A 21,001-nucleotide genomic window follows, 5' to 3' on the forward strand; every position below is an offset into this window, starting at 1 on the left:
TGGGATAAACATGGTCAAGTACGGCCAGAACAGCTTTCGGAGGATTGCCATGGGCCCCTTCCCGCACGACGCCCCACCTGCAAAAATCAGAAAGGCAAACCCCGCCGGCACCGACGGTTTCGAATTCGTCGAGTTCGCGCATTCTGAGCCGGCGAAGCTCGCCGAGCTTTTCACCCGCATGGGTTATGTCGCGGTGGCGAAGCACCGCAGCAAGGACATCACAGTCTGGCGGCAGGGCGACATCAACTATGTCGTCAATGCCGAGCCCGGCTCGCATGCGATGAAGTTCGTCGACAAGCACGGCCCCTGCGCCGCCTCGATGGCGTGGCGGGTGGTCGACGCAAAGCACGCTTTCGACCATGCGGTATCGAAGGGCGCGACGCCCTATGAGGGCACCGACAAGGCGCTCGACGTGCCGGCCATCGTCGGCATCGGCGGCTCGCTCCTCTATTTCATCGAGGCCTATGGCGAGAAGGGCTCGGCCTATGACGCCGAGTTCGAATGGCTGGGCGAACGCAATCCGAAGCCCGAAGGCGTCGGCTTCTATTATCTCGACCACCTCACCCACAACGTCTATCGCGGCAACATGGACAAGTGGTGGGATTTCTATCGCGACCTGTTCGGCTTCAAGCAGATCCATTTCTTCGACATCGACGGCAAGATCACCGGACTGGTCAGCCGCGCCATCACCTCGCCCTGCGGGAAGATCCGCATTCCGCTGAACGAGTCCAAGGACGAGACCAGCCAGATCGCCGAATACCTGAAGAAGTACAATGGCGAGGGCATCCAGCACATCGCCGTCGGCACCGACGCGATCTACGATGCCACCGACAAGCTTGCCGCCAACGGGCTGAAATTCATGCCCGGCCCGCCCGACACCTATTACGAGATGTCGCACGACCGGGTAAACGGCCATGACGAGCCGATCGAGCGGATGAAGAAGCACGGCATCCTCATCGACGGCGAAGGCGTCGTCGACGGCGGCACGACCAAGATCCTGCTGCAGATATTCTCCAAGACGGTCATCGGCCCGATCTTCTTCGAGTTCATCCAGAGGAAAGGCGACGAAGGCTTTGGCGAGGGCAACTTCCGCGCCCTGTTCGAGTCGATCGAGCAGGACCAGATCAAGCGCGGCGTGATCAAGCTAGGCGGCAAGGCGGCGTAGCCGACCTGATACGGATATCTTGCGGCGCGACCAATTATGACCTAAATTATGGTCATAAAGGATCGAGCCCATGAATGTTTCCATCGCCGAGGCCAAGGCCAAATTGTCGGAACTTGTAAGCCGTGCGGAAGCCGGTGAGGAGATTGTGCTCACGCGCCACGGCAAGGTGGCCGCGCGAATCGTACCGCCTGCGGCGGCGGAACCCCTACCGCGTATCGGCGCCTTGAAGGGTAAGATCTGGATTGCGGACGACTTTGACGAACTCGGCCCCGAATGGGACGAGTACGTGAAATGACGGTCGGCCCGTTTCTCGCCGACACTCATATGATCCTTTGGTCTATTTCGGACGATCGACATCTCAGCGAGCATCACCGCGCCATCCTAGCATCGGACGCAGTGGTGTTCGCGAGCGCAGCAAGTGTTTGGGAAATTGCCATCAAGCGTTCGATTGGAAAGCTTGAAGCTCCCGACGACCTACCGGCGCTACTTCCAAGAATGCGATTTCAACCGCTCACCGTCACCTTCCAGCACGCGCATGCGGTCGGCGACCTGCCGCATCACCATGGCGATCCGTTCGACCGGTTGCTGATTGCACAAGCGCAGATGGAAAACCTGACCATCCTGACATCGGACCCGCATTTTGCGCGCTACGATGTAACGCTTGCCTAGCTTCCCAGGTTCAGCCTCTCAACCTCCGCCTTCCTGAGCTTGATGTCGTAGTCGAGCAGGAATTCATCCAGCTGCGGTGGCTTAACCGAGGTGCCGGAGAGCATGGCATGCACCTGGCCGCGGTGATGGATGTCATGCAGGAAGACATGGGCGAGAATGTCGCCGATCCGCTCGGGCATCATGCCGTCCTCGCGCCTATCGGTGATGACACGACGGTCGAGATCGGCGTCCGTCAGGCCATCGCAGAAGGCGATGAGCCTGCGGTCGAAATCGGCCTGCGCCGCCGCCAGGCTTGCCGCATCGTCGAAGGGCACGAAGTCGTCGTAGGCCACGGCGCCCCGGCCGCCGTCCGTCAGGAAATCGAGATAGAGATGGTCGACCGCGAGAATGTGGTTGAGCGTTTCCCTGATCGAGGGAAAGAAGCTGGTGCGCCCGGCCTCGAGCTCGCCGGGCTGAAGCGCCAGCACGGCACGGTAGATGGGTCGTTCGACCATAGATTGTTGCGCGCCATGCGACGCAGGTGCTCGAGCAGCGTCACCGTTTCGGCCTCCTCCCCCAGCCCGCGCTTATTTGGCGTATTTCTCGACCTTCTGCTCGATCGCGCCGAAGATCGAGTGGCCGGCCTTGTCCTTCATCTCGATGCGCACCGTGTCGCCGAAACGCAGGAAAGGCGTCTTCGGCTCGCCGCTTTCGATGGTTTCGATCATACGCAGCTCGGCTATGCAGGAATAGCCGGCGCCGCCTGCCGCCACCGGCTTGCCCGGGCCGCCGTCGAGCTTGTTGGAGACGGTGCCGGAGCCGATGATGGTGCCGGCGGCGAGCGGCCGTGTCTTCGCGGCGTGCACGATCAGCGCCGGAAAATCGAAGGTCATGTCGACGCCGGCATTTGCCCGTCCGAACGGCTTGCCGTTGAGGTCGACGAGCAGCGCGAGGTTGACCTTGCCGCCGTCCCAGGCGTCGCCCAGCTCGTCCGGCGTCACCGCGACAGGCGAGAAGGCGGAAGACGGTTTCGACTGGAAGAAGCCGAACCCTTTTGCGAGTTCCGGTCCGGTGACGGCGCGCAGCGTCACGTCGTTGACCAGCATGACGAGGCGGATCGCTCCCCTCGCCTCGTCCAGACCGGCGCCCATCGGCACGTCGTCGACGATGACGGCGACTTCCGCCTCCATGTCGATGCCGAAGGTTTCGTCCGCCATCCTGATCGGATCGCGCGGCGCGATGAAGGAGTCCGAGCCGCCCTGGTAGATCAGTGGATCGGTCCAGAAACTCGCCGGCATCTCGGCGCCCCGCGCCTTCCGCACCAGCTCGACATGGTTCACATAGGCCGAGCCGTCCGCCCATTGATAGGCGCGCGGCAAAGGCGAATGGGCGTCATGCTCGTGGAAGCGCGCCGAGGGAACGGCATTGGTCTCAAGCGATTCCGCCATGGCCGCCAGATGCGGCGAAATCCGCCGCCAGTCGTCAAGCGCCGCCTGCAGCGTCGGCACCAGGAAGGAGGCATCGGTGAACCGCGTCAGATCGCGCGAGACCACGACCAGCTTTCCGTCGCGCGTCCCGTTCTTCAATGTGGCAAGCTTCATGCGGTTTCCTCTCCTCGCGCGGTCTTGTGCCGCTGATCCACAACAAGGCCGTTGCGAGCGATCGTCAAGCCACCTGCTCGAGTTTTCCCGCTAATGGCAGCCCGATCAGGACCAGTCGCCCTCGGGCGTGCCGTTGAAACGCTTCTTCAGGTCGGCCCAGCAGTCGATGTAGTTCTCCTGCAGTGTGTCGAGCTCGGCGGCGTAGCGCGTCAGCATCTGCGGAAAGCGGGTCTCGAACATGAAGGTCATGGTGTTGTCGAGCTTGACCGGCTTCAGGTCGGCATTCGTCGCCTTCTCGAAACCGGACGCGTCGGGTCCGTGGGCCAGCATCTGGTTGTGCAAGCTGATGCCGCCGGGAACAAAACCTTCCTCCTTGGCGTCGTACTGGCCGTGGATCAGGCCCATGAACTCGCTCATGATGTTGCGGTGGTACCATGGCGGACGGAAGGTGTTTTCCGCCACCAGCCAGCGCGGCGGGAAGATGACGAAGTCGACATTGGCCGTGCCTTCCTCGCCGCTCGGCGCCGTCAGCACCGTGAAGATCGACGGATCCGGATGATCGAACAGAATGGCGCCGACCGGCGAAAACGTCGCCAGATCATATTTATAGGGCGCGTAGTTCCCGTGCCACGCGACGACATCGAGCGGCGAATGGCCGAGCTCGGTGACGTGGAAAGTGCCGCACCATTTGACGATCAGCCGGCAGGGCGTCTCCTTCTCCTCGAACCAGGCGCAGGGCGTCTTGAAATCGCGCGGGTTGGCCAGGCAGTTGGCGCCGATCGGGCCGCGGTCTGGCATGGTGAACTTGGCGCCGTAGTTCTCGCAGACATAGCCGCGCGCCTCCTTGTCGGCCAACTCGACCTTGAAGACCAGGCCGCGCGGCAGCACCGCGATCTCGCCGGGCCGGAGTTCGATGACGCCCATCTCGGTGACGAAGCGCAGCGCGCCGACCTGGGGCACGATCAACAATTCGCCATCTGCGTTGAAGAAATGGTCGTCGACCATCGAGCGGTTGGCGATATAGACATGCGCCGCCATGCCGGACTGGCCGACCGCGTCGCCGGCCGTGGTCATGGTACGCATGCCGGAAATGAAGTCGGTCGGCTCGCTGGGCATCGGCATCGGGTTCCAGCGGTATTGGCCGAGCGCGAGTTCATGGTCGCCGATGTTTGGTCCAGTCTTCCACAAGGGATAGTTGGCCCCCTTGAAGCGGCCAGTGTGTTTTACGCTCGGGCGGATGCGGTAGAGCCAGGAGCGCTCATTGGTGCCGCGCGGCGCGGTGAAGGGCGAGCCCGACAGTTGCTCGGCATAGAGGCCATAGGCCGGTCGCTGCGGCGAGTTGCGTCCCTGTGGCAGCGAGCCGGGCAGCGTCTCGGTCTCGAAATCGTTGCCGAAACCCGGCATGTAGGAAAAGGCCATCCGATCCTCCATGATCCCGGTATCCAGGCCTCACGAAGCTTGGCTTGCCGGCAATGTTGACCAAATTTGTTTCATTTGTAACCATTGAAAATGTAACTATCAACGGCGAACGCTGCCCCGATGGTGGTCCTGATGGAACCGGAAATCCTAGAACTCGAAAGATTCCTGCCGTACCGCCTCTACCGGCTGGCCGACACGGTGAGCCGCGAATTTTCGAAGATCTACAAGGAGCGCCACGGCCTGACGCGGCCGGAATGGCGCACGCTGTCGGGCCTCGGCCAGCGCGGCACGATGACGGCGACGGAGCTCGGCGAGCAGTCGGCGATGCACAAGACCAAGGTGTCGCGGGCGGTGGCCGAGCTCGAGCGACGGCGCTGGCTGACGCGCAATCCGGACAGGAACGACCGCCGTATAGAGCATCTTGCGCTGACCAGGGCTGGGCTCGCGGCCTATCGGGAGATGGTGTCACTGGCCAACGCGTTTGAACGGGAGTTGCTGGCGAGGCTTAGCGCGGAGGAGCGCGCTGCAATCGTCAAGGGCGTTGCTGCGTTGGAGGGTCGATTGGGTGGAGCCTGGGCCAAGTACTGAACAAGAAGTCTAGCCAGCGCCTGGCATTTGTCGAGCAAGCGACCAGTCTTCGGCTACAACTTCAATCGTGTCATCTCGAAAATAAAACAAGAACTGCAGCGACTTAGGTCCATCGGGCGACAGAACTTCCCAGTCGTCCTCACCGATTGGCCGACTATCGCCGATCACCTCGTAGAACTCACCCCATTTGGGAGCCTGCTTGCTGTAAAGGCCCCTGCCTGCGAACCAGGCGTGATCGTTCGTGGAGTCCCATCGCCAACGACTGCAACCGATGAAACGAAGCGTCCCCGTCTCTGCTTTGCGGGCGTCGTAGGCCCACGAGTTCAACAGAAAGGTAAGCTGAACCGTATTGCCCTCGACAGTCAGCTTTACATCGGGAGCGTTGGGTTCTGCGTTCCAGTCCGGATTCAGGTGACGGAAGGATAACCGGCCTACCAATCCATCACCACCTTACCCGAACTGCCGCTCCGCATCGCATCGAATCCAATCTGGAAATCGTCGATGCCGATGCGATGGGTGATCAGCCCCGAAACATCGAGCGGGCCCTGCACCAGGGCGATCATCTTGTACCAGGTCTCGAACATCTCGCGGCCGTAAATGCCCTTCAGATGCAGCATCTTGAAGATCACCTTGTTCCAGTCGATCTCGAAGCCGGTCGGCGCGATGCCGAGGATGGCGATCTTGCCGCCATTGTTCATGGTGTCGATCATGTCGCGGAAGGCGGGTGCTGCGCCCGACATCTCCAGCCCGACGTCGAAGCCCTCTGTCATGCCGATCGAAGGCATCACGTCGCGCAGCTTCTCCTTCGAGGCGTCGACGACATGCTGGACGCCGAGCTTGCGCGCCAGGTCCAGGCGGACCGGGTTGATGTCGGTGATCACCACCTTTCGCGCGCCGACGCATTGCGCCACCAGCGCGCCCATGATGCCGATCGGCCCCGCGCCGGTGACCAGCACGTCCTCGCCGACCAGATCGAAGGACAATGCCGTGTGGACGGCGTTGCCTAATGGATCGAAGATGGCGGCGATCTCGTCCGGCACGTCGTCGGGGATCGGCACGACATTGTGCTGCGGGATCGCCATGTATTCGCCGAAGGCGCCCGGACGGTTGACGCCGACGCCGAGCGTGTTGCGACAGAGATGCCCTCGCCCAGCGCGGCAGTTGCGGCAGTGGCCGCAGACGATATGGCCCTCGCCCGAGACGCGCTGGCCGACCTTGTATTCGGTGACCGCGGCGCCGAAATCCGCGACCGTGCCGACGAATTCATGCCCCGTCACCATCGGCACGGGCACGGTCTTCTGCGCCCACTGGTCCCAGTTGTAGATGTGGACGTCGGTGCCGCAGATCGCGGTCTTCTTGACCTTGATCAGCACATCGTTGGGGCCGATCTCCGGCACCGGCACCTCTTCCATCCAGATGCCCGGCTCGGCCTTGGCCTTCACCAGCGCCTTCATCATGTTGGACATTCTTTTGTTCCTCGAATCTCTTGATCCGGAGCAGCTTTTCGATGTCGGCCGTTCAGGAAATCACGCCCAGTTCCTTGCCGATCGCGCCGAATGCCTCGACCGCGCGATCGATATCGGCGCTGGAATGGGCCGCCGACATCTGCGTGCGGATGCGCGCCTGGCCCTTCGGCACCACCGGGAAGGAAAAGCCGATGACATAGATGCCGCGCTTCAGCATGCGCTGCGCCATCTCCTGCGCCAGCGCCGCGTCGCCCAGCATCACCGGGATGATCGGATGATCTGCACCGGCAAGCGTAAAGCCCAGCTTACCCATTTGAGAGCGGAAACGCTCCGCATTGGCATATAGGCGCTCGCGCAGCGCGCCGCCATTGCGGATCAGCTCGAACACTTTCAGCGAGGCACCGGCGATCGCCGGCATCAGCGTGTTGGAGAAGAGATAGGGTCGCGAGCGCTGGCGCAGCCAGTCGACCACCTGTTTCTTCCCCGACGTATAGCCACCGGAAGCGCCGCCCAGTGCCTTGCCGAGCGTGCCGGTGATGACATCCACCCTGCCCTCGACGCCGCAATGCTCCGCCGAGCCACGGCCGTTCTTGCCGACGAAGCCGACCGCATGGCTGTCGTCGACCATCACCATCGCATCGTATTTCTCGGCGAGATCGCACACCCCTTGCAGGTTGGCGATGATGCCGTCCATCGAGAAGACTCCGTCGGTGGCGATCAGCCGGAAACGGCAGTCCTTCGCCTCCTTCAGCCGCGCTTCGAGATCGGCCATGTCGTTGTTGGCATAGCGGAAGCGCTTGGCCTTGGAGAGCCTGACGCCATCGATGATCGAGGCGTGGTTCAGCGCGTCCGAGATGACGGCGTCCTCCTCGCCGAGCAGCGTCTCGAATAGGCCGCCATTGGCGTCGAAGCAGGAGCCGTAGAGGATGGTGTCGTCCATGCCGAGGAAAGAGGAGATTGTGGCTTCCAGCGCCTTGTGCTCCTCTTGGGTGCCGCAGATGAAGCGAACCGAGGCCATGCCGTAGCCGTAGCGGTCGAGCGCCTGCTTCGCCGCCTCGCGCAATTCGGGGCTGTCGGCGAGGCCCAGATAGTTGTTGGCGCAGAAATTCAGCACCTTCTGGCCGGCAACCTCGATCTCGGCCGACTGCATCGAGGAGATGACCCGCTCGGACTTGTAGAGTCCGGCCGATTTCAGGCCCTGAAGCTCGTTGTCGATGTGAGAGAGAAACGCTGCGCTCATGGTCCGGTCCTGTTCGTTTGACGCGGACTGTCGCGCCGCGGGCAAGAAAAATCCATCGCAAAAACGACCGCTTCGGTGGCGTAGCGAAAGCTTCCTGCTCACCGTGGGAGAACGATGCGCTCAAATGCCGACAACGCCTGAAAGGACGCGATAACCATCTTGTCAGCTTTGTCACGCCGTCGGGGTGAGCGCCGCACCGGCTTGCCGCCCTGTTAACCCTTTCACGTCAAGGGTCTTCCCGCCACGAAATCCAGGGCAGGAATCCGTCGACCGGAGGGGTCACCGAATTATGTCGCAGCAGCCAGTGCAGAACGTTTCGCGCAAGCTGATTCTGCTCATCAAAACCGGCTACTGGCTGGCGCTCACGATCATTGCCGCCATGGTGATGGCCTCCTTCATTCTGCTGCAGCAGCTGATGGCGCAGCAGCAGCACAATGATGCGCTTCTCGATATCGTTTCCACGCAGAAGGCACTGTCGCAGCGCATCGTCTTCCTGGCCAGCGCCACCGGTGCTGCCTCGCGCGACAAGCAGCCGGCGCTCGTCACCGCGCTCAAGCAGGCAACGGGCGAGTTCGAGACCAATTACGACCGGCTGCTCAAGGAGACCGGCGCCGATCCGCTATCGCCTGCCCGCAACGATCCGAAATCGATCGAATATGTGCTGTTCAGCAAGCCGTTCCATCTCGACTATTTCTCGGTCGGCCTTATCGCCAACGGCGACCGACTGGTTTCGTCATTCGCATCCCAGCTCGGCATGCAAAGCGACGGCTACAAGGGCGGCGGCGAGCGTGTCGGCCTCGACGCCTCCGTCGCCAATGCGACCTTGTCCGGCTATGCCGCGCTCGGCCAGCGCATCAGCGCCTTTGCCACCGAGCGGTCGGATGAAATGCTCGACCTGCACCGCACGCTGTTCTTCGCCACCATCGGCGTCATCGTGCTGGTGGCGCTGTTCATCTTCCGGCCGATGTCCAAGGCCATCCTGCGCAAGACACATGAGCTAGTCGACGCCCGCAATTCGATGGCCTTCATCGCGGTGCATGACGGCTTGACCGGCCTGCACAACCGCACCTTCCTCACCGATCATTTCGACACGCTGATCAAGGGCGCGCATCGCCGCCGCGAGCGGCTGGCGGTGATCCAGCTCGACCTCGACCGTTTCAAGCAGATCAACGACACGCTCGGCCACCCCGCCGGCGACTATGTGCTCGTCGTCACCGCCCAGCGCATGCGCGATTCCTGCCGCGCTTCGGATCTTTGCGCCCGTCTCGGCGGCGACGAATTCGTGATGATCCTCAACGGCGCCGGGACCACCGAGGACATCCATGCGCTGGCCAAGCGCATCCTGGGCGAGATCAACGAGCCGATCACCTTCCAGGGCGCGACCATCATGCCTGGCGCCAGCGCCGGCATCGCCGTCTACCCGGTCGATGCCGACAATGCGCAGGATCTGCTCGTTCATGCCGACCTCGCGCTCTATTCGGCCAAGAAGCTGGGCGGCGGCAGCTTCTCCTTCTTCTCCGAGGAGCTTCGGCGCGAGCTCGACTATCGCAAGCAGCTCGAACAGGACATCCGCACCGCGATCGCGGAAGAGACCTTCGAGGTCTATTTCCAGCCGCAGGTGTCGCTCACCAGCGGCAAGATCAGCGGCATCGAAGCGCTGGTGCGCTGGAAGCATGCCGTGCGCGGCATGATCTCGCCCGGCGAGTTCATCCCGGTGGCGGAAAAGTGCGGCTTCATGCCGGACATCGGCCGCATCGTCATCACCAAGGCGATCAATGAAGCCGCCGAATGGGACCGCGCCGGCATCGATTTCGGGCGCATCGCCGTCAATGTCTCGGGCACCGAGCTTCGCGAGTCGGATTTCGACAAGTTCCTGTTCGGAACGCTGGAGCGGGCCGGGCTCGCGCCGCAAAAGCTGTCGCTGGAAATCGTCGAATCCGTCATCCTCGACGACGAGAAGACCGGCATCGCCGCCAAGCTCAGGCACATCCGCTCCGCCGGCGTCCATCTCGAGCTCGACGATTTCGGCACCGGCTATGCTTCGCTCAGCCACGTCAACCCCAACGAGATCGACCGGCTGAAGATCGACCGCCGCTTCGTCCAGAACATCAACGAGAACGGCGACAACACCAAGATCGTGCGCGCCATCACCGAGCTTGCCCGCGGGCTCGGCATTTCGATCGTCGCAGAGGGCGCCGAAACCGAGGCCGAACTCGATTCACTGATGGCGATCGGCTGCGACCAGGTGCAGGGCTATTCGATCGCCTTCCCGATGCCGCAGGACAAGGCGCGCGAATGGCTGCAGGCGCGCAGCCCGAAGAAGGCGAAGCTCAAAGTGCTGCAGGGCAGCCTCGCCTGAGATGCGCAGATATTCAGGTGAGGCCGGCCTTGCAAACGGCGGCTTCCTGCGCTTCCGGTCTCACCTACGTTAAGTACGTTTCGCTCCGGTTCTCGGAATTCTCGACTCGGCCTGACCAGGACCCCAGCATATCTTTGGGTAGATAACGCCCAACTTGACAACTTCTGATAGCCATGGCGGCCTTGTGCGATCGCAATCGGGATTTCGGATGCCGCTTCGCCTTGCCCATTTGGTGTTGCTTCTTTTTGCGTCTCCGGCGCTCGCCGCCGACCGGACGATCTATCTCACTTTCGACGACGGTCCGCTGAACGGCACCGCCAACATCCTCGACGTGCTGCAGGCCGAGCAGGTGCCGGCAACATTGTTCATGGTCGGCATGCATGCCGAGGCCAATGCGACCAATCGGGCGCTGGTGCAGCGGGTGCCGCTGGTGACGATCGGCAACCACAGCTACAGCCATGCCTACAACCACTACCGGCATTTCTACGGCGACACCGAGGGCGTGGTCGCGGACATGCTGAAGGCCAACGCAGTGCTTGGCCTGAAGCCCGCCGTGCATGCGCGGCTGCCGGGGCGCGACGTGTTCCGGCTGCCGTCGATGTCGAAGGACGACAACTCGCTCGGGCTGGCGCAGGCCGGCCGCGAGGATCCCGACTACGAGTTCGTCGCCGCGTCCGGGTTCTGGCTCTACGGCTGGGACCATGAATGGGTGCATGAAGACAGCGGCAAGCCGGTGCAGAGCGTCGATCATCTGGTGAGCGAGATCGACCACCTATTCGGCTACGGCCATTTCGCCAAGCCGGGCAGGCTGATCCTGTTGATGCATGACGAGATGTTCCAGGATGCCTTCGATGGCAAGGCCAAGTTCACGGCGCTGATCGCCGCGCTCAAGCTGCGTCACCACGCCTTCGGCGCCATCGCGACCCATGACTAAGGCTGTTTAACCCCCGACATTCCCGCGAAGTGCTGCAAGCACTTCCGCGAACTCGGCCAGCTTCTCGTCGGGAATTCCGGCCCGCAGCCGCCTGTCGAAGGCGATCGCGGCCAGCCGCAGCTTCTCGAACATCGTCTCGCCGGCCTCCGTCAGTTCGACCTGATGCACGCGACGATTTTGCGGATCGCGGCGGCGCGTCAGCAACCCTTGCGCCTCCATGGTGTTGAGATGATGGGTCAGCGTGGCGCCCTGGATTCCGATCATGCCGGCAAGCTCGCGCTGGTTGGCCAACTCCTTCGACTTGACGGAGAGCAAAGTCACCCAGACTGGTAGCGTTCCGCCGGCCTCAACCAGCGCGGCGTCGAAGGCCTGCGCCACGATCTTGGAGGTACGGGCGAGATTCATGCCGACTGGCGGGCGATCAAATGGCGTCATGGCCGGACAGTAGAGCAAGCAGTTGATGGACGAAACCATATGCCATGCATTGACATCTAATCATTAGATATCTAACTTTGTCTTATTGATGGCGTCGCGTCATGCTGCGACGCGCGGCGGCGGGCGGTAGAGAGGAATTCGGTCATGCAATATGTCTACATCGTCGTCATCGGCCTTCACGTCATGGCCGGCGTGTTCTGGGCCGGCACGACCGTCGCGGTTGCCCGCGATCCGGAGATCAAGGCGGAGCGCTTCATCCGGCCGCAACTCGGCGCCTCCGGTGTGGTGTTTCTGACCGGCATATTGCTCTGGTATTTCTTCCATGAGGGTGTTTTTGGCTCGATGGAAAAGGTGCTGGCTCTGGGCATCCTGACGGCGCTGATCGCCGCCGGCGTGCAGGGCGCGCTTGTGGGCTCCGCCAGCAGGCAATTGGCCGGCGCCGATGCGGCGATGCAAACCCAGCTGCGCGCAAAAATGACCAGGGGCGAACGGATCGCCGGCGGGCTGCTGGTCATCACCGTGCTCTGCATGGCAACCGCCAGGATGTTTTGAGATATCGCACGTCGCCGGCACCAGTCCGGCGCCATGCGCGGCGCGCAACCGACCGAAGCAGCAGGTGGCTCTCCTTGCGGAGGCCGGCTGCGCGCCACCCGACAAGCAGTGGTCAGATCCTGATCCCGAACCTGATGCCGTCATAGATGGCGGCGTGGATGTTACGCGAGGCGACCGCGTCGCCGATGCGGAACACGACGAAGCCGCCTTCGGGATTGCGCGCCGGGAAGATGTCACCGCCGCTCACCAGCCGCTCATAGTCGACCGCGCCGCCATTCTTCGACAGCGGCTTCAGCGCAAGGTAGAGGTCGTCGAGGGGTGCCGTGCCGTGCTCGACCACCACCTGGTCGACACGCCGCTCGCCGCGCCAGTCGTCGGCGAAGTCGGAGGCAAGCTCGGCGATGAGCTGGTTGCCCTCGCGCCGCACCGAGCGCAGGCGGGTGTTGATGGTGACGATGACGCCTTTCTCGTGGAAGGCGCGCATATAGGGCACGTGGTTCAGGCCGCCCATTTCCGGCGCGAAGAAGCGTTCGGGCGAAACCAGCTCCAGCTTCGCGCCGCTGTTGGCGATCAATTCCGCCGCGCCCATGCCCTGATGGCCGCCATTGTCGTCATAGAGCAGCACATTCTCGGCCGGCTTGACGCTGCCGGCCATGATGTCCCAGCTCGAGGTGACGAGATTGTCGCCCGCCGTCAACGGCGGGTTCTGCGGCAAGCCACCGGTGGCAACGATCACCACGTCCGGCGAGAGCGCCAAAACGTCGTCCTTCTCGGCCCATGTGTCGTAGCGCACCTCGACGCCGAGGCGATCAAGCTCGGCGAGCCGCCAGTCGATGATGCCGATCAGTTCCTTGCGGCGCGGGTTCTGCGTCGCGAGCCGCACCTGGCCGCCAGCCTGGCTCGACGCTTCGAGCACCGTCACCTGATGGCCGCGTTCGGCGGCGACCCGAGCCGCTTCGAGCCCGCCGACCCCGGCCCCGACGACGACCACCCGCTTCTTCGGCCCTTCGCTTTTGGCGATGACATGTGGGATCGTCGCTTCGCGGCCGGTCGCGGCATTGTGGACGCAGAGCGCCTCGCCGCCCTCATAGATGCGGTCGAGGCAGTAGGTGGCGCCAACGCACGGCCTGATCTCGTGCTCGCGGCCCTCCATCACCTTCTTCACGATATAGGGATCGGCAATGTGGGCGCGCGTCATGCCGACCATGTCGAGCTTGCCGGTGGCAATCGCATGGCGTGCGGTAGCGACATCGGAAATGCGCGCCGCATGGAAGGTCGGGAACTTCGTCGCGGCCCTAATCTCGCCGGCGAAGTCGAGATGCGGCGACGAGCGCATGCCGGTCACCGGGATGACCTTGGTCAGCGCCGCGTCGGTCTCGATCGAGCCGCGGATGATGTTGAGGAAATCGACCTTACCGGATGAGGCCAGCCGCCGAGCGATCTCGACGCCTTCCTCCTTCGGGAGACCTTTTTCGAAATCCTCGTCGGCGACCATGCGGATGCCGACGACGAATTTTTCCCCGACCGTCGCGCGAACCGCATCCAGCACCATGTTGGTGAAGCGCAGCCGGTTGTCGAGCGAGCCGCCGAAATCATCGTCGCGCTGGTTGGTGGCCGGCGACCAGAAGCTGTCCATCAGGTGCCCATAGGCCTCGAACTCGATGCCGTCGAGGCCGGCCGCCTGGCAGCGCTGGGCGGCGGCAGCATAGTCGGCGACGATGCGCTCGATATCCCAGTCCTCGATGGTCTTCGGGAAGGCGCGATGCGCCGGCTCGCGCACCGGTGAGGCCGAAAGCACGGGCAGCCAGTCGGCCTTGTTCCAGCCGGTGCGGCGGCCGAGATGGGTGATCTGGATCATCACCTTGCAGTCATGCTCGTGGCAGGCGTCGGCAAGCTCGGCGAGCCAGGGAACGATGTGGTCGTCATAGACATGCAGGTTGCCGAAGGCGGCCGGGCTGTCGCGCGACACGATCGCCGAGCCCGCCGTCATGGTCAGCGCCATGCCGCCCTTGGCCTTCTCGGCATGATAGAGCCGGTAGCGCTCCTTCGGCATGCCATCCTCGGAATAGGCCGGCTCATGGCTGGTCGACATCACCCGGTTCTTCAGCATCAGGTGCTTGAGCTGGTAAGGTTGGAGAAGCGGGTCGTTGCTGGTCATCGTCTTCCTGCCGTTTCAAATTGTGCTAATGAGCGGTCAAACGCGCTGCGCCCGAGAGGACTGCAACGCTTCTTTCAACCTTCGTTTCGCGCCCGCCGCCGTTGAATTGCGCTTCCAGCGGCTGGGAGCAAGGAGCCGCCCATGACTGATTCAAAGAACCTCACCCAGCTCGGCAAGCACGTCGAGACGCCGCAAAGCCCCGAACAGGCGGTCCTGGAGACCGTACCGTTCACTCGCGGCGACGGACCGCCGGCGATCGTGCGCTTCACCTGCCCGGAATTCACCTCGCTCTGCCCGGTCACAGGCCAGCCCGATTTCGCCCACATCGTCATCGACTACGCGCCGGACACGACGCTGGTGGAATCGAAGTCGCTGAAGCTGTTCATGACCTCGTTCCGCAACCATGGCGCCTTCCATGAGGAATGCACCGTCATGATCGGCCGCCGCATCGTAGAGGCTACCAAGCCGCTCTGGCTGCGCGTCGGCGGCTACTGGTTCCCGCGCGGCGGCATCCCGATCGACGTCTTCTGGCAGACCGGCGCGCCGCCGAAGGACGCCTGGCTGCCCGACACCGGCGTCGCGCCATACCGTGGAAGGGGCTGAGCTGGTCACCGTCATTCGCACTGGTATTGACTGAGCGCCCATTCCCCCGTCACCGACAGAAGGTCGGAGATCTTCCAGGCGCCGCCGATCTTCTTCAGCTTCCATTCGAGGCGATGCTGATGGCCTTCGACGACGAAGGCCACCACCACCTTGGCCTCGTCGCCATTGACGGCCTCGATGGTCCTCAGGCTCCCGTCGATGGCGAGCTTGTCGTAGTCGGCGTTGTCGAGCGCCATGTTCGGATCGAGGCATTCGCCCTGCCCCGAAGCTCTGAGTGCATCGCTCTTGTCGAGCACGCTCTTCGCCGGATCGATGAAATTCTTGCGCTGGGCCGGGTCCAATTCCAGCCCGAGATGCTCGTAGAAGGGCTTCACCACCGCTGTCGGCGAGCCAGGCAAGACGGGCGCGGCTGGCTTGGTTTCCGGCGGCGTTGTGGCTGGCGGCGACTTGTCGACCGCAGGCGGCGACTTGTCGTCAGCCGGCGCGTTGTCGCCTGAGGAAGCGTTCGGCGGCGGCGAACCGAACAGCCCCTGCGCCGAGGCGCCGTTCAGCCCCGCGACCAGCATCGATGGTATCGACAGCGCCAGGACGAGACGACGAAGCACGGGATCACTCCGTCGAGGAGCCGCATCCCAGCGCGCTGAGCGTCCAGTCGCTGGTCTTGGAGGCGATGTCGGCGATCTTCCACTTGCCGTCCACTTTCTTCAGCGACCACACCATTTCACGTTTGGAGTCATCGCCTTCCGGGAAAAGATTGAAGTTTGCCGTCACCTCGGCGGTGTCGCCATTGACGGCCTCGGTGAGCTTTAACGTCTTCGACACGGTCTTCTGATCGAAATCCTGGGCGTCGAGGCCCGGGTCGAAATCGATGCAGGATACCTCGTCGGGCTTCTCCTTCTGCGCCTTGTCGTTGGCCGCGAAGAGCTTGGTGACCGGCTCGGTGAAGCGGTCGCGGTAATTCGCGTCCGCCTCGAACTTCACTGACGGCACGTAGAAGAACTTCACGGCCTTGGAAGCCGGCCCGGCGAGCGCCGCGGCGGGCAAGGCAATCGACATGGCAGCGGCCAGCACTATCGGTCTCATGCAGGATCTCCGGATGTTCGGCGGCGTGGTGGCAAGATCACCACCACGCATCCTGCATATCGGCTTTTTCGCGGCGCATGAAGTCCTTGCGCTGCCTGCCTCAGCTCTCCAGCCAGACGTTCTGGAAGTCCATCTTGTAGGTCTGGTGCATTGCGTAGTTCTTCACCTTCTTGTTCATGTGGCAGTAGAGCTTCTGCCAGAACGGCTGGATGATGACGCCGGAATCCTGCAGGATCTGCTCGACGTCCTTCATCACCTCCTTGCGCTTGGCGGGATCGGCCAGCGACAGCGCCTGCTTGAGCTTGGCGTCGAAATCCGGGTTGGAAAAGGCCGTTTCATTCCAGGCCTCGCCGCTGCGGTAGCCCAACGCCAGCACCTGGACGCCGAGCGGGCGCATGTACCAGATGGTCAAGGAATAGGGATATTTCGTCCAATCGTTCCAGAAGGTCGAGCCGGGCAGCACCGTGCGCTTCACTTTGATGCCGGCATCGCGCAACTGGCCGGCGATCGCGTCGCCGGTGTTCTTCTGCCACTCGTCCTCGACCGTGATCAGCTCGTGCTCGAAGTCGGCCTGTCCCGCGTCCGCCATCAGCTTCTTGGCGCCGGCGGCATCCCGGGTCTTTTTGGGCAGCGGATAGTATTCGGGATGGATCGGGCTGACGTGGTGGTTTTCGCCGACCGTGCCGCGGCCGGCGTAGCCGAGTTGCATGACGGCGTTGTTGTCGACGGCCATCTGCAGCGCGTTGCGGACCCGTTGGTCGTCATAGGGCTTGTGCGTGATGTTGGTGCGGGCAACCAGCGTGGTCGCCGTCGCGACCTCCGATTTCACCAGATCCATCTTGTCGAGGGCGTCGATAAAGTCGGCCGGCGTTTCGAAATCGAGGTCGATTTCGCCGGAATCGAAGGCATTCAGCGTGGCGTTGAAGTCGGTGCCGTAGTCGATGAACTCGACGCCGTCGAGCGGCGCTTCGCCACCCCACCACTTGCCGTTCTCGCGGCGCTTGACGACCGCTTTCTGGCCGACATCGTAGGAGACCAGTTCGAACGCTCCGGTCCCGATCGGCTTCTTGATCGGGTCGGCGCCATCCTTGTCGAAGTCGCGATGCACGACCAGCGCCGGATAGTCGGTGAAGCCCGGTATGATCGCGATATCGGGTTCGGACAGCTTCAGTTTGACCGTGTGGTCGTCGACCTTGGTGATAGCGCCGTCCTTCGCCTTACCGGTCTTTGGGTCGACCAGCGCGCCGACGCGTGCCGCCATGGAATTGCCGGAAGCCCCCTTCTCGCACCAGCGGTTCAGATTGGCGACCACGTCGTCGGCGTTGAAGGCATCGCCATTGTTCCAGGTGACGCCCTTGCGCAGATGCAGCGTGTATTCGGTGGCGTCGTCATTGACGTCCCAGCTCTCGAGCAGCACCGGTTCGAAAGTGAACTGGTGGGTGTAACGCACGAGCGGCTCCAGCCAACTGCGGGTGACGTTTGCCATCTCTGTCCAGTCATAGGTGCGCGGATCCTTCTGCGCCTTGACCGACATGGAGACATGCAGCGTTCCACCCTTTTTCGGCTCCTCGGCCAGGGCTTTTGTCGGCGCGGCAAGGCCGATCATGCCATAGGCGAAAGCCGTCGATGCGCCGAAGGTGCTCGCCAACGCCAGGAATTCACGCCGGTCCATGCGGCCCGCGCGCGTCTCTTGCGCCATCGCCTCGATGGTGGCGGGGACTCGATCACCGTTGCTTCTGAAAAGTGTCATTTTCTTTCTCCCATTGGTTCGGCGGGTTCTTCGCCCGCTCTCTGTTAACTAACGCTGTCAGGCAGCTTTTCCTCGCGCCGCGCGATCAAATCCTTGAGACCTTCGGCGACGCCCTCGTCGAGCTTCGGCTCCTGATAGTCCGCAAGCATGTTGCGCGCCTTCTCCCGACCCCGCGTGTCGTGGTCCTTCGCCCCTTCGGCGCTCCACTGCTCGAAGGAGTTGAAGTCCATTATACTCGGCATGAAGAAAGCGCGCTCGAAATGCTCGAGCGTGTGCTGCGTGCCGAGGAAATGCCCTTGCGGACCGACCTCGCGGATCGCGGCAAGAGCGTCCTTGAAATCGTCGAACGAGACGCCGCCGGCATATTTGTACCAGCCGATGAGCTGCTCGCAGTCGGTGGCGAATTTCGAGTAGCCGCAGGTAAGGCCGGCCTCGAGCCAGCCGGCGGAGTGCCAGATGTAATTGGCGCCGGCGAGGATCGCAGCATGCATCAGCATGTTCGCCTCGTATCCGGCCTGGGCGTCGTTGAGCTTGGAGCCGACATGGAAGCCGGAGGTGCGCCACGGCAGTTTGTATTTTCTCGCCAGCGCGCCCATCAGATACATCATCTGGGCGGCTTCCGGCGTGCCGCCCATCGGGGCGCCGGTCTTCATGTCGACCGTCACCATGAACTGGCCGTAGATCTGCGGCGAACCGGGACGGATGAGCTGGGTGAAGGCGACGCCCGCAAGCGCCTCGGCGTTGACCTGCGCGACCGCGCCGACGGCGGAAGCCGAGGTCGAGGCGCCGCACAGCGCGAAGGGCGCCAGGATGAGCGGCTGGTTGTGACGCGCATAGACCCGCATGGCGTCGAGCATAGTGGCGTCCCACACCAGCGGCGAATTGCAGTTGGTGATCGCCACCAGCACCGGATTGTCGCGGACGAAGTCCTCACCGAAGACGATGCCCGCCATCGCCATCGTATCCTCGGCCCGCTCCTTCGACGTCACGATGCCCATGAACGGCTTGTCGGAGTGCCTGAGCGCCGAATGGATGATGTGGAGGTGCCGCTTCGGCACCGGGATCTCCATCGGCTCGCAGATGATCGAGCTCGAGGAATGCAGCGCCGGCGCCATGTAGGCGAGCTTATGGAAATTGTTGAGGTCGGCAAGCGTGCCGTAGCGCCGCTTGTTGTCGAGGTCGCGCACATAGGGCGCGCCATACATCGGCACGAAGATCGAGTTCTTGCCGCCGACGCGAACTGTGCGCTCGGGGTTGCGCGCGTTGAGCGTGAACTCCGGCGGGACCTTCGAGACGAGCTCCATCAGGAGCGCGCGGTCGATACGGACACGCGTTTCCTTGACATCGGCGCCCGCCGCCTTCCAGAGCGTGATCGCCTCGTCGTCACGGAATTCGCAACCCACCTCCTCGAGGATCTTGAGCGATTCCTGATGGATCAGTTCCACTGCTTCGTCGGGGACGATCTCGTAGGCGGGAATCTGCCGGACAAGGGTCGGAAACGATGCGACCGGCGCGCTTCTCAGCGCCTTGCGCCCAAGGCGGCCGCCGCCGCGACGGTGGGTCGGTTCAGTCAATTCAGCGGCCGGTGCGTTCATGGAGCCTCCTTCTTCCCGCTATGGCAAGTTAGCGAGACAAAATATGGCTGTGACGCTGGAAAATCCTGATCTCTTGTATAAGCTCTCCTTATGCGAAGCCTACGCCACCTCCTGCCCTCGGCCGGCAGCCTGATCGTCTTCGAGGCGGCGGGCCGACTGTCGAGCTTCACCGCCGCCGGGCGAGAGCTCGGCATGACGCAGGCGGCCGTCTCCTACGCGGTGCGCGGGCTGGAGGAACAGCTCGGCGCCAAACTCTTCCAGCGCCGCCACCGCCAGGTGATCCTGACGGAGGCAGGCGAGCGCTTCCATGCCGATGTCTCGCTGGGCCTGTCGCATATCCGCAAGTCGGCCGAAGACCTTCGCCTGCAGGCAACCGGCGGCCATGTGACGCTTGCCGCCTCGACCGCCTTCGGCTCGTTCTGGATGATGCCGCGCCTGCAGCAGTTCCGCGACGAGCTGCCTGGCATCGATCTGCGCATCCAGACCGCCGACCGCGACCTCGACATCATCGCCGAAGGCATCCCGCTCGGCGTGCGGGGCGGCGAGCCGCGGGGGTGGATGGACTATCACTCGCTGCCCTTGGCCGACGAGGAGATCTTCCCGGTCGCCGGCCCCAGCTATCTGGCCAAGTTCGGCATGCCGAGGACCGTCGCGGAACTGGCCACGCACCGGCTCATCCACCTCGAGGAGCCTTATCGCGAGGCCGCGAACTGGGACGAGTGGTTCGCGTCCGCCGGAACCAATCTTCGCAACGCCGAGCGCGGGCTGCGCATCAACGATTACGCCCTGGTGATCCAGGCGGTCATGGAGGGACAAGGCATCGCGCTCGGCTGGCGCCATCTCGTCGAGCGCCTCGTGGCCTCCGGCCTGCTGGTGCCGGTGACCGACCATGTGCTGAGGACCGGCATCGTGTTCTATGTGATTTGGCCGAAGAACCGCGAGCTCAGCGACAACGCGCGCAAGGTCAGGGACTGGCTGGTGGCGCAGGCGTGAAGTAGCCCCTCCCCCGCTGCACTCGAATCCGCCTATAATCGCCCAATGCCCATCCGCCAGCTTTCCGAAACAATGATCAACCAGATCGCCGCCGGCGAGGTGATCGAGCGTCCGGCGAGCGTGGTGAAGGAGCTGGTGGAGAACGCGCTGGATGCCGGCGCAAGCAGAGTCGAGATCGTCACCGCCGGCGGCGGGCTTTCGCTTATTCGCGTCACCGACGACGGTTCCGGCATTCCCGAGCGGGAACTGGCGCTGGCGGTTGCCCGCCACTGCACCTCGAAGCTCTCCGACGACATACACGACATCCGCTCGCTGGGGTTCCGCGGCGAGGCGCTGCCGTCGATCGGCTCGGTGGCGCGGCTGTCGATCCGCTCGCGCACGGCCGCCGGCGACAGCGCGGCCGAGATCGGTA

Annotated in this window: 21 protein-coding genes and 1 pseudogene; 10 read left to right on the forward strand and 12 right to left on the reverse strand. The window is 63.2% G+C overall.

What is annotated here, in order from left to right:
* Positions 1–49 precede the first annotated feature (49 nt).
* The 3 genes from hppD to DH10_RS26295 all read left to right on the forward strand — a co-directional run bounded on the left by hppD (position 50) and on the right by DH10_RS26295 (position 1,834).
* Positions 50–1,165 (forward strand): 4-hydroxyphenylpyruvate dioxygenase, encoded by a 1,116-nt coding sequence (hppD, locus tag DH10_RS26285; RefSeq protein WP_192385532.1) that lies wholly within the window; start codon positions 50–52, stop codon positions 1,163–1,165.
* A gap of 70 nt (positions 1,166–1,235) precedes the next feature.
* Complete coding sequence (locus DH10_RS26290) at positions 1,236–1,460, forward strand: type II toxin-antitoxin system Phd/YefM family antitoxin (RefSeq protein ID WP_023813589.1); 225 nt, start codon at positions 1,236–1,238, stop codon at positions 1,458–1,460.
* Positions 1,457–1,834, forward strand: coding sequence for a type II toxin-antitoxin system VapC family toxin (locus tag DH10_RS26295; protein ID WP_192385533.1), 378 nt, complete (start codon positions 1,457–1,459; stop codon positions 1,832–1,834). Before DH10_RS26290 ends, DH10_RS26295 begins: the two co-directional genes overlap by 4 nt.
* Here DH10_RS26295 and DH10_RS26300 read toward each other — a convergent pair.
* From DH10_RS26300 to hmgA, 3 genes and pseudogenes are all read right to left on the reverse strand, one after another.
* Positions 1,831–2,372, reverse strand: a pseudogene (locus DH10_RS26300) (DinB family protein). The gene DH10_RS26295 and the pseudogene DH10_RS26300 sit on opposite strands and share 4 nt — an antisense overlap.
* 28 nt (positions 2,373–2,400) lie before the next feature.
* Positions 2,401–3,414, reverse strand: coding sequence for a fumarylacetoacetate hydrolase family protein (locus DH10_RS26305; protein ID WP_192247723.1), 1,014 nt, complete (start codon positions 3,412–3,414; stop codon positions 2,401–2,403).
* A 105-nt stretch (positions 3,415–3,519) separates the two neighbouring features.
* On the reverse strand, positions 3,520–4,833 hold the full coding sequence (hmgA, locus tag DH10_RS26310; protein WP_192247726.1) for a homogentisate 1,2-dioxygenase: 1,314 nt from the start codon (positions 4,831–4,833) through the stop codon (positions 3,520–3,522).
* 132 nt (positions 4,834–4,965) lie between these two features.
* Between hmgA and DH10_RS26315 the strand changes: the two genes are divergently transcribed.
* On the forward strand, positions 4,966–5,421 hold the full coding sequence (locus DH10_RS26315; RefSeq protein WP_192247729.1) for a MarR family winged helix-turn-helix transcriptional regulator: 456 nt from the start codon (positions 4,966–4,968) through the stop codon (positions 5,419–5,421).
* A gap of 9 nt (positions 5,422–5,430) precedes the next feature.
* On the opposite strand, the gene DH10_RS26320 is transcribed toward DH10_RS26315, so the two are convergent.
* From DH10_RS26320 to DH10_RS26330, 3 genes are read right to left on the reverse strand one after another with little or no spacing between them, the layout of a single operon-like run.
* Complete coding sequence (locus tag DH10_RS26320; RefSeq protein WP_246506062.1) at positions 5,431–5,859, reverse strand: hypothetical protein; 429 nt, start codon at positions 5,857–5,859, stop codon at positions 5,431–5,433.
* Positions 5,853–6,887: an L-threonine 3-dehydrogenase gene (gene tdh, locus DH10_RS26325; protein ID WP_192247733.1), complete on the reverse strand. Its 1,035-nt coding sequence runs from the start codon at positions 6,885–6,887 to the stop codon at positions 5,853–5,855. Before tdh ends, DH10_RS26320 begins: the two co-directional genes overlap by 7 nt.
* Before the next feature lie 52 nt (positions 6,888–6,939).
* Entirely contained in the window at positions 6,940–8,127 is a 1,188-nt protein-coding gene (locus DH10_RS26330) for a glycine C-acetyltransferase (RefSeq protein WP_192247736.1), read from the reverse strand.
* Between the two features lie 289 nt (positions 8,128–8,416).
* On the opposite strand from DH10_RS26330, the gene DH10_RS26335 reads away from it, so the two are divergent.
* Positions 8,417–10,486 (forward strand): putative bifunctional diguanylate cyclase/phosphodiesterase, encoded by a 2,070-nt coding sequence (locus DH10_RS26335; RefSeq protein ID WP_192247739.1) that lies wholly within the window; start codon positions 8,417–8,419, stop codon positions 10,484–10,486.
* A gap of 208 nt (positions 10,487–10,694) precedes the next feature.
* Positions 10,695–11,420: a polysaccharide deacetylase family protein gene (locus DH10_RS26340; protein ID WP_192247743.1), complete on the forward strand. Its 726-nt coding sequence runs from the start codon at positions 10,695–10,697 to the stop codon at positions 11,418–11,420.
* Positions 11,421–11,426: 6 nt separating this feature from the next.
* On the opposite strand, the gene DH10_RS26345 is transcribed toward DH10_RS26340, so the two are convergent.
* Positions 11,427–11,825 carry a MarR family winged helix-turn-helix transcriptional regulator gene (locus DH10_RS26345; RefSeq protein ID WP_246506064.1) on the reverse strand — a complete coding sequence of 133 codons (399 nt, stop codon included), beginning with the start codon at positions 11,823–11,825 and terminating at the stop codon, positions 11,427–11,429.
* A gap of 174 nt (positions 11,826–11,999) precedes the next feature.
* Here DH10_RS26345 and DH10_RS26350 point away from each other — a divergent pair, with 174 nt between their 5' ends.
* On the forward strand, positions 12,000–12,407 hold the full coding sequence (locus DH10_RS26350) for a hypothetical protein (RefSeq protein ID WP_192247746.1): 408 nt from the start codon (positions 12,000–12,002) through the stop codon (positions 12,405–12,407).
* A gap of 112 nt (positions 12,408–12,519) precedes the next feature.
* Here the strand turns inward: DH10_RS26350 and DH10_RS26355 are convergent, their stop codons facing one another.
* Entirely contained in the window at positions 12,520–14,565 is a 2,046-nt protein-coding gene (locus DH10_RS26355; RefSeq protein ID WP_192247749.1) for an FAD-dependent oxidoreductase, read from the reverse strand.
* 141 nt (positions 14,566–14,706) lie between these two features.
* Between DH10_RS26355 and queF the strand changes: the two genes are divergently transcribed.
* Positions 14,707–15,168: a preQ(1) synthase gene (queF, locus tag DH10_RS26360; protein ID WP_192247753.1), complete on the forward strand. Its 462-nt coding sequence runs from the start codon at positions 14,707–14,709 to the stop codon at positions 15,166–15,168.
* Positions 15,169–15,179: 11 nt separating this feature from the next.
* On the opposite strand, the gene DH10_RS26365 is transcribed toward queF, so the two are convergent.
* From DH10_RS26365 to DH10_RS26380, 4 genes are all read right to left on the reverse strand, one after another.
* Positions 15,180–15,773, reverse strand: coding sequence for a YqhG/Tai3 family protein (locus DH10_RS26365; RefSeq protein WP_192247756.1), 594 nt, complete (start codon positions 15,771–15,773; stop codon positions 15,180–15,182).
* A gap of 4 nt (positions 15,774–15,777) precedes the next feature.
* Positions 15,778–16,251, reverse strand: a complete 474-nt coding sequence (locus tag DH10_RS26370; RefSeq protein WP_192247759.1) for a DUF3828 domain-containing protein — start codon at positions 16,249–16,251, stop codon at positions 15,778–15,780.
* A gap of 100 nt (positions 16,252–16,351) precedes the next feature.
* Positions 16,352–18,001 (reverse strand): ABC transporter substrate-binding protein, encoded by a 1,650-nt coding sequence (locus DH10_RS26375; protein WP_192247762.1) that lies wholly within the window; start codon positions 17,999–18,001, stop codon positions 16,352–16,354.
* Between the two features lie 44 nt (positions 18,002–18,045).
* Complete coding sequence (locus DH10_RS26380; RefSeq protein ID WP_192247765.1) at positions 18,046–19,596, reverse strand: trimethylamine methyltransferase family protein; 1,551 nt, start codon at positions 19,594–19,596, stop codon at positions 18,046–18,048.
* A gap of 90 nt (positions 19,597–19,686) precedes the next feature.
* Here DH10_RS26380 and DH10_RS26385 point away from each other — a divergent pair, with 90 nt between their 5' ends.
* Both DH10_RS26385 and mutL read left to right on the forward strand, forming a co-directional pair.
* Positions 19,687–20,589, forward strand: a complete 903-nt coding sequence (locus tag DH10_RS26385) for a LysR substrate-binding domain-containing protein (RefSeq protein ID WP_192247768.1) — start codon at positions 19,687–19,689, stop codon at positions 20,587–20,589.
* Positions 20,590–20,634: 45 nt separating this feature from the next.
* Positions 20,635–21,001: DNA mismatch repair endonuclease MutL (gene mutL / locus DH10_RS26390; RefSeq protein ID WP_192385534.1), on the forward strand; the 367-nt coding region annotated here is incomplete at its 3' end.

Source organism: Mesorhizobium silamurunense (assembly GCF_014843825.1).
In the GTDB taxonomy this organism is placed as follows: Bacteria; Pseudomonadota; Alphaproteobacteria; order Rhizobiales; family Rhizobiaceae; genus Mesorhizobium; species Mesorhizobium silamurunense.